Below are 12,964 nucleotides of genomic sequence, written 5' to 3'. Positions count from 1 at the left end.
GCCGGGCTGCTCAAGACCATCCCTGCCAACCTCTCCGGCGTGCTGTGGGGCGCGCCGTCACGGCGGCAATATCCTGTGGGGTCGTTCGACAGCACCCGCCAACGAGCCGGGCACCAAGTTCACGCCAGATTGGCGTTCCCTCCGCAAGGCTTGCGGGCTGTTTGCTATCGGGGCTCGCCGCGGCCGGCCCCCACGTTTTGGTGACTGCGTCATAGCTTTCGCCCGAATTCGGATATGCGATCAGGGGCGTATCAGTGGCTCTGCCCAGGGCCTCCAGCGATGGGGAGACCAGCTCCAGCGGCACGCAGTTCACGCCGATCGCCGCCACGAGCGGCTCCGCCGTAAAGAGCTTTGCCGCCTGAGCCAGCGGCGTACCGTCGCTGATGTGGCCGCCATCCCGTAGCGTGAAGGAGAGCCAGGCTTCGACGTCGAACTCTTTCATGAGTGCCAACAGGGCCTCGGCCTCCGGCAATGAAGGCAGCGTCTCACAGGCAAGAAAGTCCGCTCCGGCCTCCACCAGCGCTGCGATTCGAGGCCGGTGGAACTCCAAAAACTCGTTTCGGCCGAGGACATAGTCGCCCCGGTATTCCGATCCATCGGCAAGGTACGCGCCGTAGGGCCCGACTGATCCTGCAACCAGCAGGGGTCCCGCATCCGGGTTTTCGGCCAGGTACTCGCGGCGTGCCTCGTCAGCCAGGCGCACACTCAATGCCACCCGTTCCAAGGCCACTTCCTCGCCGATGCCGCGGCGCGCAAATCCCAGGGGTGTGGCTTGATAGCTCGCCGTGATGGCGACAGTGGCTCCGGCGCGGAAGTAATCGTGGTGTACGCGCTTGACCAGTTCCGGTTGTTCCAGAAGGACTTTAGCCGACCACAAAGGGTCTTCCAGATCGCAGCCGTGCGCTTCAAGCTCGGTGGCGAGTGCACCGTCCACGGTCAGGTTCGCTCCGGCGTCGAGCATGCGGGAAAGCATCGTGTTACTGGGCATCGTTCAGGGCTCCAAGCATTTCGGTTTGTTCTTTCCTGCGGGCAGTTGCGGCGCCTCGTGGCCCGGCAATGCAAGGTAGCACAACGTGCAGTGCCAAAAGCGCAGTGCAGCCCCGGGCTTGCAGATGACGGTCAGCAGCCGCTTGCAGCGACCGGTGTTCCGCGGCACAGTGACGCCCAAAGTCCGGCGGATGTGCCGAGTGAACGCGAATGCCTCCTCTAATTTTGTGCGTAATAAGCATTTCTTCATGCTTGTAATGCACATCACTCTATGCCACCATGGCATTCAGACACCATTTGCGAGCTGCCCAGGAAGAGGCTTCCCTTGAAAATTGCAATGAAATCAGTCCGCAAGCTGCGCGTGCATTGGCCCATAGCTTCGGAAACTTTCTCCCGGCTCGCCAGGGGCGACGCAGAAGCATTCAAAGATGAGGCCGGCATCGCGGCCCTGCTCCAGGCCTCGTCGGAGTCCCCTGACTTAGGGGATTTTGGCAACTACAGGCATGTATTCGAATCCGGCCTGGGTTTCGAGGGGTTCACATGCACTGAAGGCGCTAACCCTACGCTGGGGCAGGTGGGCCAGCGGACAATTTCACATACCTTGGTCTTCACGACGTATTTCGATGTGGCGACCCCTGACGCCGCCGTGGAACGCTTCCTGCAGCACATCGTGGATATCCATCCGTGGGAGGTACCGGTCATCGAACTGACAGGGCCAGTCAGCGTCTCCAGCACAGCCCTTCCGGCAGTCTTTGAGAGCGAGGCCGCATCATGATTGAAACCACCACGACCCGGCTTTGGGACGATCTGCAGCCGTTGCTGGCGGGCAGGTCATTCACCGACCTGACGCACGCCTTCCACCCTGGCCAGCCTCATTTCCCGGCATTCCCGGACGAAATCAGGGAGGCGGTGTTCGATCTGGAGAAAGGCGACGGTTTCACGGCTCACCGTTATTCGATCATCGGCCAATGGGGGACGCACGTTGACCCTCCCTCGCATTTCATCCGCGGGGGACGGACCTTGGACCAGATTCCTGTGGAGGATATGGTCCTTCCGCTGGCCATCCTCGACATCACCGCGCGGGTCACCGCAAATACGGACGCCACTCCCACGATGGAGGACGTCCAGGCATGGGAGAGCCGCAACGGTGCCATCGCCCCCGGGGCCTTTGTGGCGTTGCGGACAGGGTGGAGCCATCGCTGGCCCGACGCCGACGCCATGGCGAACAGGGACGATAAGGGGGTCAGCCACACGCCTGGCTGGTCGCAGGAAGTCCTCTCCTTCCTGATCGAGGAGCGGTCGGTAACTGCCGTCGGCCATGAGCAGACAGACACAGACCCGGGACTGGCTACGTCCCGCCAGGATTTCAGCTTGGAGACCTATGTTTTGGCGCGGAACCGGTGGCAGATCGAGCTGATGGCGAACCTGGACGGGCTTCCAGAAGCCGGCGCGATCCTCATTGCAAGCTGGCCGAAGCCCCTGCACGGCAGCGGTTTTCCAGCCCGGGTCTTCGCCATCCACTAAGACACGTTCTCCAGTGACTAGAATCGGATCCATGTCTAAGACGTCCAGCATGGGCCGGGGAATCATGGCTGTCCTCGCGGTGGGCTCCCGCAACGCAGAAGGCCTGTCTGGCGGAACGGTCGCTGATATAGCAGCCGATCTGGGCAGGGACCGCAGCCAGGTTTCGCGCAGCCTCCGGACCGCCGAGCAGGAGGGGTTTCTGGCACGCGGAGACCATCGGTCCTACACCCTGAACTGGTCGCTCCTGACAGACGCACAGCTGTTGACAGAGCAACGGCTGCAGACCGACGGCGTAACCGCCTTGGAAGGCTTGGCCGGTGAAACTGACGAAGGATGCTTCCTCGGAGTTATGAGCGGAAACAGTACTGTCACCATCGGTGAGCGTGTTCCGGCAAGTAGCAACATGGTCGGTTCGTGGCTGGGCCGGCCCTACCCGGCGTTTTGTAGTGATGCCGGCCAGGCCCTGCTGTGGGAAGCCTCGGACGCCGAGGTCCGAACCATTTTCTCCGGCGTTCCCTTCGTGCGCCATGGCCCCAATACACCGCTTGACGTCGAGGACTTCCTGTCACGACTGCGCGGGGCGCGGGCACGGGGGTACTCCATTGTCGATGAGGAAGCCGAACCAGGACTTTACTCCCTGGCCGTTCCGATTCGCGACTTTAAGGGCGATGTGGTGGCAGCGCTTCAGGTCGTAGGCGCCAAGACACGTTTGGAGCCGCGGCTGGGGCTATGCGCGACGGCTCTCGTGTCCTGGGGCAAGTGGCTTGAGTCAACGTTGGGTCACGCGTCGCCGCAGAACCGGCTCTAGCTGGCAAGGCCCTTCCGGCCCGCGTCGCCCCGGGGACGGCCCTCAAAGGACCCCAGCCGTTCGGCTGCGGCCGTAAGGGCCTTTGCAATGTCATTGGTGCTGGGTTTGATCTCGGCCCGGCCGCCGAGGACGCTGAGCGCGGCAAGAATTGATCCATCAGCGTTGCGGACGGGAACGGCCAGTTCGTAGATTCCGTGCTCGAATTCTTCCTCCGCGACAATGAAGCCCCGCGCCCTGTCCCGGTCCATCAGTTCGGCGACTTCTTGCGGCGAATGGGCCGCCCCCGGACCGCCTACGCCGATAAAGTTGACTTCCTGGAGAAGGACTTCAACGGCTGGATGCTGGTGGTCCCACAGCAAGGCCCGTCCGGAGCCGGTACACCACACGGGCGTCACCATGCCGGGTTTCACGAAGCTGCCGGGAACCGCATCGTTACTGGAGGCCCGCAGGAGAACGACCCGGAAGCCATCACGGACGGAAACTCTGGATCTAAGGCCGAAAGAAGCCACCAAAGCCTCAAGTTCGGCTCTTGATTCGCGGACCCAGCCGGTATTCAGCGCTGCGGCCAGGCTGAAAAAACTTGGACCGGTTCGGAAGGGACCGCGTTCGACTCGCTCCAGCAGTCCCAACTCACACAATTCCTGCGTCAGCCTTGAGACGCGGCTTTGTTCCATATCCAACTCGGATGCGAGCTGGGAAACGCCGAGAAGCCGCCTGCCCCGCTTCTCCCGGTCCGCGACCAGGCGAACAATTCGAAGTCCTTGGGCCATAGACGACGCTTCCGAGGAAGAATCCATGCTCCGTGCTCCTTCCGCCCGATGACTACGCCTATTCTCACATGTCTTCATTGTTGACCAGGACGCGATTTCCTTGCGCCCACACAGTGTAGAGGTCAGCGAGTATCGCTGAATTCGCTGCTTCCAGTTCTGCGGGAGCGATTTCTGCGCGTCCCTGCCGCCCGAACAACACGACTTCGTCTCCAGGGGAAACTCCCGCCACGTCGGTGACGTCGACAACCATGGAATTCATCGAAACGATGTCGACTATGGCAGCGCGACGGCCGCGGACAAGTACGCTGCCTTGGCTGGCCAGTGCCCTCCGGTAGCCATCTCCGTAACCTGCTGTCACTGACGCCAGCCTGGAGTCCCGGTCCAAGGTATGGGTGAGCCCGTAGCCGACCTTAGTGCCTGCTGCATAGCTATTAATGGACGCAATCCGGGCTTTGAAGGCCAAACACCGTTGGAAGTGCCCTGTTGCAGGTTCCGAATCGCCGTAGAGGACTGCCCCGGCACGGACCATGTCCAGCCACGAGCCGCGTACGTGCAGCGCGGCGTAGGAGTTGGCACAGTGGAGCAGCACGTCTTCCCGGCGCGTTCCGGTCAGTTGGAGCAGCGTCAACGCCTGACTGCGGAAACGCAGTAGAGCCGTTTCGATATGGCCGGTATCGTCTTTGGGAAAATGCGTCATGATCCCGGCCAGTAGAAGCCCAGGGTGGCTAACGATCCCTACCGCGGATGCCCGCCCAAGCGTGGATGAGACGTCGAGGCTGTGCCTGCTGATCCCGGAAGCATTGATATCGAGGTGGATGCGGATCGCCGTCCCGGCCTCGGCAGCGATCTTGTGCATCTCCCAGGCGCTCTGCGGGTCGGCAACAAGTTCTTCGATGTCGTGACGCATGCCAGCCTTGATCTCCTGCGGCGCCGCGGCACGGACACGCAGAATCCGGCCCGCAAAACCGCAGCGGCGTGCAATGGCTGCCTCCTCGTTACTTCCTACTCCGACGAAGGGAACGCCTAGGCGAACAAGGGAAGGGAGCAAAAGGTCAGCTCCGTGTCCGTAGGCATGGGACTTGACCACTGCGCACAGGAGCGCCCGGTTATCGATCAGGGACAGGAGGTTCCGGACGTTTGACTCGAAAGCTGCGGCGTCAATCTCCAGCCAGCTGCCGGCGTCGAGGGCCGAACTGCGCATGCGTTGCATCAGGTCTTGTGAATTCATGGATTATTCGTTGAACAGCTTCTCGGCCGGGGACGAAAGTCCCCGGCCGAGAAGCTGGGTAGGCGATAGTTGATGACGGCGTTAGGACAGTTGGTTTGCGCGCGCCTTGCGTCCGTACTTGAAGTAGAAGAAGGCGTAGCAGGCGCCAACAAAAGTAACTCCGAAATAGAGGGCTGCTACCTGGTTCGGGTCATAAGCGATGCCGATCAGCGAAATAAGGCAGAGCGAAAAGGCCAGGATCGGCACAAGCGGGAACAGCGGTGCCTTGTAGGGAAGGGCGGCGACATCGCCGCCCTTCTTGACGAAGGATCTCCTGTGGAAGAAGTGCGAGGCGGTGATGGACATCCAGACCCCGACGACGGCGAAACCTGCCACTGAAACAAGAGCCAGGTAGACCGTTTCGGGCGCAACGACACTGCTGATGAGCGACGCAAGGCCTCCGAGCATGCTGACTGAAAGCGCGATTATGGGGATACCGCCTCGGGTCAGTTTCTTCAGCGCCCGGGGGGCGTGCCCCTCGTCGGCAAGGGAGTAGAGCATCCGTGCGCAGGAGAAGAGGCCGCTGTTTCCAGCGGAGAGGAGTGCGGTGATGATGACGAAGTTCATGATGTCGGCGGCAAAGGGAATGCCTATGGATGAGAAGACAGTCACGAACGGGCTTTCATCCAGGCCGACCTGATCGAACGGGATGGTAGCCGCGATGACAGCGATTGCCCCGACGAAGAAGATCAGCAGGCGGATGACTGTGCTGCGCATCGCCTTGGGGATGCTGGTGGCGGGGTCAGCTGTTTCGCCCGCTGCCACACCGATGAGTTCCGAGCCGGAGAAGGCGTAGAACACTGCAAGTGCAGTGACGAGAACGCCGCTGAAACCGTTGGGGAAGAGACCGCTGGAGGTGTTGAAGTTCTCAAACATGAACGGGTGGCTGCCCGCCTCGCTGAGCGGGTGGATGCCGAACAGCGCCGCGCCACCAAGAACGATGAGGACCACGATGGCACCGACTTTGACGATGGCAAACCAGAACTCGGACTCGCCGAAGAACTTCGAGGAAACTGCGTTGAAGCCGAAGAGGACCGAGGCGAAGATGACGCACCAGACCCAGACGTCAACATCCGGGAACCAGCGCTGCATGAGGAGACCGGAGGCAGTGAACTCCGATCCGATGGCCACTGCCCAGCAGAGCCAGTAGAGCCAGGCCGTGGCGAACCCGGTGGCCGGCCCGATCGACCTCGCCGCGTAAATATGGAAGGCGCCTGAGACCGGATAAGCGATGGCAAGCTCGCCGAGGCAGGCCATCACCAGGTACACAACAAAGGCGCCGATCAGATAGGCGATGACCGCCCCGAGCGGTCCGGCTTGGGAAATGGTGTAGCCCGAGCTCAGGAACAGCCCTGAGCCGATCACCCCGCCCATGGCGATCATGACCAGATGGCGTGCCCCCATGGACCGCCGGAGCCCGGAGTCGGTCGACGGGGGAATCGTGGGCTGTGGGTCTAGCTGGACAGGTKACGAGGGTTCCATGGTTTCTCCCAGGTGAGTGGATAGGTCTGATGCGAAAGATGCGCACATCGCCCCGGCATGGGGGGACAGGGCGCCTCGGGCTGTGCAGTGGCGGTAGTGATGAAAGTAACACGAAAACGGCGCTTGGGTCATTAAAAACATTTCAACATGCTTATGTTGCACCTAAGTTACCTGGAGGCGCTGCTGCCGAATCGGCAGACAGATGGTCAGTTCGCCCTGTTTTTCGGTCACAATGACATGCACTGACGGACATGGAATGCGGTGAGCATTGGAGGACCGATGTAACTGACTGAAGGAGCACCATGACCACCTATGACATTGCGCTGATCGGCTTCGGCGGCGTCAACAGGACGCTGGCCGAACTGGTCGCAACACGCGGTGACACACTTCGTTCCGAGCTGGGCTTCGGCCTGCGTGTCGTGGCCATCACCGACCTGCGCCTCGGCTCGCTGGTCCAGCCCGAGGGGATCGACCTGGGCATCGCACTCAACTTGGACGGTGGAGGCGAAACCTTCGCCGCCCATGGCGGGTCCGCGGACACCAACAACGAATCAGTTATCCGTGACTGCACCGCCGACATCATCTGCGAGGCCACTTTCACGAATCCCGACGACGGCGAGCCAGCAGTTTCGCACGTACGCTGGGCCCTCGAATCCGGCAAGAGCGTCTGCACGACGAACAAGGGCCCGGTTGCCCTCCGCGGCGCCGAACTGACTGCCCTGGCCGAACAGAACGGCGTGCACTTCGAGTTCGAGGGTGCCGTCATGAGCGGCACTCCCGTCATCCGCCTGGCCAAGAAAATGTTCGCGGGGCTGAAGCTGAACGGGTTCGAAGGCATCCTCAACGGCACCAGCAACTATGTGCTCGGGCGGATGGAATCCGGACTGGACTTCGAAGAGGCCATCAGCGAGGCACAGGAACGCGGCTACGCCGAAGCCAATCCCGCAGCAGACATCGAGGGATACGACGTTCAGCTCAAGGTACTTATCCTCGCCAACGAGCTGCTCGACGGAGGCATCGAACTAAAGGACGTTCAGCGAGAGGGGATTTCGACTGTGACGCCGGAGAATATCCAGAAGGCAACCCGCGAGGGACGCCGCTGGAAGCTCGTGGGTTCAGCGCGGCGGAACCCGGACGGGTCAGTGACCGCAGGCGTCTCCCCCGTAGCGCTCCCCCTCGGCCATGGGCTGGCCGGGGTTTCCGGCGCAACCAATGCCGTGTCCTTCGACACCGACCTTCTAGGCCCGGTAACCGTCTCCGGGCCGGGAGCCGGCCGTGTGGAGACCGCCTATGCCCTGCTCTCTGACATCATCGCAATGCACGCAGCCAGGACGGAAGTAGCCGCAAATGTCTGAATCCACGCTGTGCTCGACGGAAACGGCGCTGCCGCAGTTCCGCGACGTGTTGAGCCCCTACGACGGCAGAGTGGTCGGCGCGGTTTCGCTGACCGAGGCCACCGCCGGCAAAGCCGTGATCGAAACGGCCCGCGTCGGCGCCCGGAAGGCACGGGCACTGTCCCGCAACGCACGCGGGAAGATACTGGACGGCGCCGCAACGGAGATCGAGCAGCGCAACGAGGAGTTCGCGCAAACGATTGTGTCCGAGGCCGGGAAAACGATCCGCCAGGCACGGAAGGAAGTACTGCGCGCGGTCAACACGCTCCGCCTCTCGGCTGCCGAAGCACGCCGGAACGCCGGCGAAGTCATACCCTTTGACTCGTACGAGGGCTCAGAGGACCGCACCGGATGGTACTCCCGCGAACCACTGGGAATCATTGCCGCGATCACTCCTTTCAACGATCCCCTGAACCTGGTGGCACACAAGATCGGCCCGGCAATCGCCGGAGGAAACGCCGTGATTCTCAAACCCTCTGCACTGACTCCCCTATCAGCCCAGCTGCTCACGGACGCCCTCGTGAGCTCCGGGCTCCCGGAAGAGGCCCTCACGATTGTTCATGGCGACCGGGATGTGGCCGAAACTCTTATTCGGTCCCGGGACGTACGAATGGTGTCCTTCACCGGGGGGTTCTCCACTGGTGAGAGTATCGCCCGCACCGCGGGCCTGAAGAAGCTCTCCATGGATCTTGGCGGCAATGCAGCCGTGATAGTCCTGGACGACGCCCACATCGAGAACGCCGTGGAATCCTGCGTCTCCGGAGCGTTTTGGGCCGCAGGCCAGAATTGCGTGGGGGTGCAGCGGATCCTGGTAGCCGCCCCAGTGTACGGCGCTTTCCGGCAGCGTTTCCTGGCGGCAACGGCGCAGTTGGTTACCGGAGATCCATCGGATGAACGGACGGACGTCGGACCCATGATCAGCCCCACAGCATTACAGGAGCTCCAGACCAAGCTGGACGGGGCCCTCGACGACGGCGCTGTCCTGCTCTCAGGCAATATCACGGACGGCAATGTGCTTCAGCCGACCGTCCTGGAAGCCGTCCCGGCGGAAAGCAGCCTGTGGAGGGAGGAGGTCTTCGGCCCTGTGGTGATGCTTAGTAAATTCAACACCTTCGAAGAGGCCATCGACGTCGCCAATGCCATCGAGTTCAGCCTTCATGCAGGTATATTCACGGACTCCCTGGCCAAGGCCATGGACGCAGCCCGCCAGCTCGAGGCAGGCGGCGTCATGATCAATGATTCCTCTGACTACCGCTTCGACGGCATGCCGTTCGGCGGGGCCAAGTACGGGAGCATGGGCAGGGAAGGCGTCCATTTCGCGTATGAGGAGATGACCCAGCCCAAAGTCATCTGCATCAAGAACTGATCGAAATGGAGGGGCGCCGCCGGGTCCTGCGCCCCTCCAGCTCCCTCGGAGCGGCCCGCTGCTACGCCACACCCAAACTTCCACTCAGAGAACGGAAACCCATGACCACCCGCATCGAGACGGATTCGCTAGGGGACGTACCTGTACCGGCCACAGCCTACTGGGGAGCACACACCGCCCGGGCCTTGGAAAACTTCACCATCAGCGGGACACCTGTCTCCCGCCACCCGCATCTGGTGCGTTCCCTGGCCATGATCAAGAACGCTGCGGCGCAGGCCAACTGCGAACTTGGTATCCTCAACCCGCGGGAAGCCGCGGCGATCAATCATGCCGGGAAAGGTCAACCCGGTCATTCCGGAGGCCATGAATCAGATTGCCTTCGCTGTCGCCGGAGCTGACACTACGGTGACGATGGCTGCAGACAGACCGGGACACAGCTCAGTTACTGCTTGAATCCGCAGTGCTGCCCGTCAGAAGTGCGGACATGTCCGGGGCCTGATCACATTTACTCCGTGGCGCGGGCCCCTCCGGTTCCCCGCCTGATGTAGCTGGAAAGCGTCATGGCCGTCACCGTGTCCGTGACTCCGGGAATGGCCGCGATCTGCTCCCAGATCTCCTGAACCCTCTCCAGCGACCGTGCCTCGACCCTCACCAGAAGATCAAAGTCACCGCTCACTACATCGCACAGAACCACTTCCGGAATCGACCGCAACACGGAGATGACGTCCGCCCCCCGCACCCGGTCCTTCCGGTAAACCATCAGGAAGGCGGACACCGGGCCCTGGCCTGGAGGGCCGGCAACAATTGTGTACCCCTGGATGTACCCCTGCCGCTCCATCCGTTCGATCCGCTGGCGCACAGCATTCCTCGACAGGAGGACTTTGGTCGCCAGCTCTGCATGGCTCATGCGAGCGTTCTTCGTGAGCTCCGCAAGAATCCTCTGATCTATCTGATCAAGACTCACCCGATCCATGCCTACCCTTCACAGCAATAATCCTCCGGACCCAACCGGAACGGAACTAACTTCAAGACCGAAAGCCCTTGAAAAATGACACTTCTGCACCAGGCCCGGCCCTCTCTCACTGGCATTAGCTGCATCTTGTTCGACATGGACGGGACGCTCCTGGATTCAGCACCCGGCGTTACAGCAAGTGCTGCCCAAGCCTTGGCAGCGGTGGGCGCGCCAGTGCCCGCGATGGAAAAACTGCGCCGATTCGTCGGCCCGMCGATGATCGAATCCTTCAGAACAGTCTCACGACTGGACGAAAAAACCGCCCAAAAGGCCCTCCAACACTACCGCAATGCATACGCCGATCACGGGGCTGAACAGTCCAGCCCATACGACGGGATTATGGACCTGCTCAAACACCTGCACTTGGCCGGAATTCCATTGGCTGTCGCCACTTCCAAGGTGGAAGACCAGGCAAACAGGCTCGCACGAAGGTTTGGAATGAAGGGCTACTTCATCAACGTATGCGGTGCGTCGGACTCCGAGGGAAGAGCGAGCAAGGCTGAGGTCATCGCCGAATTGTTGCACCGGCTCCAGTCCGAAGGCGTGGACATCTCCAACCCCGCAATGGTCGGAGACCGAAGCTACGACGTTGCGGGAGCAGCCGAACACGGAATCCCTACGATATTCGCACTCTGGGGCTACGGGGAGGTCGAAGAAGGGTCGCATGCGGCCGCCGTTGCCCCCTCCCCCGCGGCCCTGCTGCCGTTGATCCTGAACAACAGCCTTCGGTCAGCCGCCCAGCATGACAGTCCCCCCGTGCGATGAGTCCACGAATGCGACCAGCAGGCATTCACAACCCGCCCTTTGCTAGAGACTGCGGTTGGCCCCAGATCTAATCCATTGCCTGAGGTTTGCCGCTTAAGCCGGCCCCCACCGCGACACCGTCAGCCCGCTCCCGCGGCGCGAGATATTCCATATTTGTGAATCGCAGCGATAAATGGCGGCGTTTTAGCAGCGGTAAATGTCGCCCCGCAGCCCTTGGTGGATCCTCGACCGGGCTGGGCGTGCTCATGTTCGACGGGCCGTCGCGGCGGGAGGCGGTCGGGGATGCCACGCTGGGCCCCGAGCACGAGGACTGCCTGCGAGTCAGTTCGCGCACCGATGGGTTTCCCGCGGCGCGCCCGATCTATACCCTGGAGACCGACTGACGGAAGGCTGGCGCCGTGCGGAAACTGATCTACGGCATGAATCTGACCCTGGACGGCTACATCGCCGCGGCCGGCGACGACCTCGGGTGGGGCGGGCCGAGCGACGAATTGTTCCAGTGGTGGCTCGACCAGGAGCGGGCGAGCGGCCTGTCGCTGTACGGGCGCAAGCTCTGGGAGACCATGAGCTCCTACTGGCCCACCGGCGACCAGCAGCCCAACGCCACCGCGGCGGAGATCGAGTTCGCGCGGAACTGGCGGGACACGCCGAAGGTGGTGTTCTCCTCGACGATCGACAGGGTCGACTGGAACACCCGCCTGGTCAGCGGCGACGCGATCGCCGAGATCACTCGGCTCAAGGCCGGGGACGGCGGCCCGATGAGCGTCGGCGGCGCAACGCTCGCCGGGGCGGCCATGCGGGCCGGGCTGATCGACGAATACGTGCTGGCCACCCATCCGGTCCTGGTGGGCGGCGGCACGCCGTTCTTCACCGCGCTGGACAGCTGGGTGAACCTGGACCTGGTGGAGACGCGGACGTTTCCCGGCGGCGTGGTCCTGACCAGGTACGAGATGAGGCGCTGAGCGCGATTCCTCCGGGCGGTGGGGGGAATAGATCCACCGCCCGCGGCCCCACGTCGGTGGCCAGCAGATGACCACATTCGCCGAGAGCTACGATTCCGCCGGGAAAACCATCCATCCGGTCACGACCTACGCCATGAGCGGCCTGGGCAGCACTGAACAAGACTACGCAGTATCCTGCCGATCAGCGGTTATCGGTGAAGGACTCGCTGTCCGCGGAGAGGAAGTCAGAGACGCAATGCCAGCCGCCGAATCTTGGCTGCACCGGATAGGACTCTTCGAAATCTATGTCTCGTAAATCAAAAGCTTTTCAAGACACTGTTCCGGGCCCGGGAAGGTGTTAGGTGTGAATCGCAGAGCTAATTGGCAGTGAATTCGCAGCCCTTAGTGGCCGATGAGGAGGGTTTCCCTTACGGCGTCGATGATCTGTGGCGTGAGGTATCGAGGTGGTAGAGCGATTGGATGCGGCGGACGAGGGTGCCAAGCTGTCGCCGAGACGGAAGATTTCGCCGGTGATTCGGATGATGGTCGCCGCCCGCGGGCGACCGAACGCCCCGTGCGGGACGCCATCGGTGTCGGTTACCGGTCCGTCGACACCCCTCGCTTCCGCGGCGGCCAAGGGTCCCCGGT

Annotated in this window: 13 protein-coding genes and 1 pseudogene; 9 read left to right on the top strand and 5 right to left on the bottom strand. The window is 62.2% G+C overall.

Annotated elements, in window-relative coordinates; all coding sequences use genetic code 11:
• Window positions 1-10 precede the first annotated feature (10 nt).
• Window positions 11-988, bottom strand: coding sequence for a homocysteine S-methyltransferase (mmuM, locus tag AC1D2F_RS22615; RefSeq protein WP_476967768.1), 978 nt, complete (start codon window positions 986-988; stop codon window positions 11-13).
• A gap of 336 nt (window positions 989-1,324) precedes the next feature.
• On the opposite strand from mmuM, the gene AC1D2F_RS22610 reads away from it, so the two are divergent.
• Genes AC1D2F_RS22610 through AC1D2F_RS22600 form a run of 3 tightly spaced genes read left to right on the top strand, consistent with a single transcriptional unit; the run spans window position 1,325 to window position 3,319 of the window.
• Entirely contained in the window at window positions 1,325-1,762 is a 438-nt protein-coding gene (locus AC1D2F_RS22610; RefSeq protein WP_364742496.1) for a YqfO family protein, read from the top strand.
• Window positions 1,759-2,511 carry a cyclase family protein gene (locus tag AC1D2F_RS22605; protein WP_229992277.1) on the top strand — a complete coding sequence of 251 codons (753 nt, stop codon included), beginning with the start codon at window positions 1,759-1,761 and terminating at the stop codon, window positions 2,509-2,511. The genes AC1D2F_RS22610 and AC1D2F_RS22605 overlap by 4 nt, the downstream gene beginning before the upstream one ends.
• 31 nt (window positions 2,512-2,542) lie before the next feature.
• Window positions 2,543-3,319: an IclR family transcriptional regulator gene (locus tag AC1D2F_RS22600; protein ID WP_229992276.1), complete on the top strand. Its 777-nt coding sequence runs from the start codon at window positions 2,543-2,545 to the stop codon at window positions 3,317-3,319.
• Here AC1D2F_RS22600 and AC1D2F_RS22595 read toward each other — a convergent pair.
• From AC1D2F_RS22595 to AC1D2F_RS22585, 3 genes are all read right to left on the bottom strand, one after another.
• The gene (locus tag AC1D2F_RS22595; protein WP_476967767.1) at window positions 3,316-4,116 is read right to left on the bottom strand and encodes an IclR family transcriptional regulator; all 801 of its coding nucleotides are present in this window, start codon (window positions 4,114-4,116) and stop codon (window positions 3,316-3,318) included. The two genes, AC1D2F_RS22600 and AC1D2F_RS22595, sit on opposite strands and share 4 nt — an antisense overlap.
• A gap of 37 nt (window positions 4,117-4,153) precedes the next feature.
• Window positions 4,154-5,317, bottom strand: a complete 1,164-nt coding sequence (alr, locus tag AC1D2F_RS22590) for an alanine racemase (RefSeq protein WP_476967766.1) — start codon at window positions 5,315-5,317, stop codon at window positions 4,154-4,156.
• A gap of 81 nt (window positions 5,318-5,398) precedes the next feature.
• Window positions 5,399-6,838, bottom strand: coding sequence for an amino acid permease (locus AC1D2F_RS22585; protein ID WP_476967765.1), 1,440 nt, complete (start codon window positions 6,836-6,838; stop codon window positions 5,399-5,401).
• Window positions 6,839-7,140: 302 nt separating this feature from the next.
• On the opposite strand from AC1D2F_RS22585, the gene AC1D2F_RS22580 reads away from it, so the two are divergent.
• From AC1D2F_RS22580 to AC1D2F_RS22570, 3 genes and pseudogenes are all read left to right on the top strand, one after another.
• On the top strand, window positions 7,141-8,193 hold the full coding sequence (locus AC1D2F_RS22580; protein WP_476967764.1) for a homoserine dehydrogenase: 1,053 nt from the start codon (window positions 7,141-7,143) through the stop codon (window positions 8,191-8,193).
• A complete protein-coding gene (locus tag AC1D2F_RS22575) occupies window positions 8,186-9,598 on the top strand; it encodes an aldehyde dehydrogenase family protein (protein WP_476967763.1) in 1,413 nt (470 codons plus the stop codon). The genes AC1D2F_RS22580 and AC1D2F_RS22575 overlap by 8 nt, the downstream gene beginning before the upstream one ends.
• A 321-nt stretch (window positions 9,599-9,919) precedes the next feature.
• Window positions 9,920-10,021: pseudogene (locus tag AC1D2F_RS22570) on the top strand (lyase family protein); the annotation flags it as partial.
• An 82-nt stretch (window positions 10,022-10,103) separates the two neighbouring features.
• On the opposite strand, the gene AC1D2F_RS22565 reads toward AC1D2F_RS22570, so the two are convergent.
• Window positions 10,104-10,571 (bottom strand): Lrp/AsnC family transcriptional regulator, encoded by a 468-nt coding sequence (locus AC1D2F_RS22565; RefSeq protein WP_229992269.1) that lies wholly within the window; start codon window positions 10,569-10,571, stop codon window positions 10,104-10,106.
• 75 nt (window positions 10,572-10,646) lie between these two features.
• Here AC1D2F_RS22565 and AC1D2F_RS22560 point away from each other — a divergent pair, with 75 nt between their 5' ends.
• From AC1D2F_RS22560 to AC1D2F_RS22550, 3 genes are all read left to right on the top strand, one after another.
• Window positions 10,647-11,375, top strand: coding sequence for an HAD hydrolase-like protein (locus tag AC1D2F_RS22560; RefSeq protein ID WP_476967762.1), 729 nt, complete (start codon window positions 10,647-10,649; stop codon window positions 11,373-11,375).
• Between the two features lie 398 nt (window positions 11,376-11,773).
• Complete coding sequence (locus AC1D2F_RS22555; RefSeq protein ID WP_476967761.1) at window positions 11,774-12,337, top strand: dihydrofolate reductase family protein; 564 nt, start codon at window positions 11,774-11,776, stop codon at window positions 12,335-12,337.
• A 67-nt stretch (window positions 12,338-12,404) separates the two neighbouring features.
• A complete protein-coding gene (locus AC1D2F_RS22550; RefSeq protein WP_476967760.1) occupies window positions 12,405-12,632 on the top strand; it encodes a flavodoxin in 228 nt (75 codons plus the stop codon).
• Window positions 12,633-12,964 lie beyond the last annotated feature (332 nt).

The organism is Arthrobacter sp. P1_B3 (assembly GCF_056406615.1).
The sequence above is the reverse complement of the archived record's forward strand: the minus strand, read 5'-3'. Positions and strand labels throughout refer to the sequence as shown.

What these genes read in the sequence shown, in the direction of transcription:
- mmuM (WP_476967768.1), bottom strand. Translation starts at nt 988, where the DNA reads ATGCCCAGTAACACGATGCTTTCCCGCATGCTCGACGCCGGAGCGAAC.
- AC1D2F_RS22610 (WP_364742496.1), top strand. Translation starts at nt 1,325, where the DNA reads ATGAAATCAGTCCGCAAGCTGCGCGTGCATTGGCCCATAGCTTCGGAA.
- AC1D2F_RS22605 (WP_229992277.1), top strand. Translation starts at nt 1,759, where the DNA reads ATGATTGAAACCACCACGACCCGGCTTTGGGACGATCTGCAGCCGTTG.
- AC1D2F_RS22600 (WP_229992276.1), top strand. Translation starts at nt 2,543, where the DNA reads ATGTCTAAGACGTCCAGCATGGGCCGGGGAATCATGGCTGTCCTCGCG.
- AC1D2F_RS22595 (WP_476967767.1), bottom strand. Translation starts at nt 4,116, where the DNA reads ATGGATTCTTCCTCGGAAGCGTCGTCTATGGCCCAAGGACTTCGAATT.
- alr (WP_476967766.1), bottom strand. Translation starts at nt 5,317, where the DNA reads ATGAATTCACAAGACCTGATGCAACGCATGCGCAGTTCGGCCCTCGAC.
- AC1D2F_RS22580 (WP_476967764.1), top strand. Translation starts at nt 7,141, where the DNA reads ATGACCACCTATGACATTGCGCTGATCGGCTTCGGCGGCGTCAACAGG.
- AC1D2F_RS22575 (WP_476967763.1), top strand. Translation starts at nt 8,186, where the DNA reads ATGTCTGAATCCACGCTGTGCTCGACGGAAACGGCGCTGCCGCAGTTC.
- AC1D2F_RS22565 (WP_229992269.1), bottom strand. Translation starts at nt 10,571, where the DNA reads ATGGATCGGGTGAGTCTTGATCAGATAGATCAGAGGATTCTTGCGGAG.
- AC1D2F_RS22550 (WP_476967760.1), top strand. Translation starts at nt 12,405, where the DNA reads ATGACCACATTCGCCGAGAGCTACGATTCCGCCGGGAAAACCATCCAT.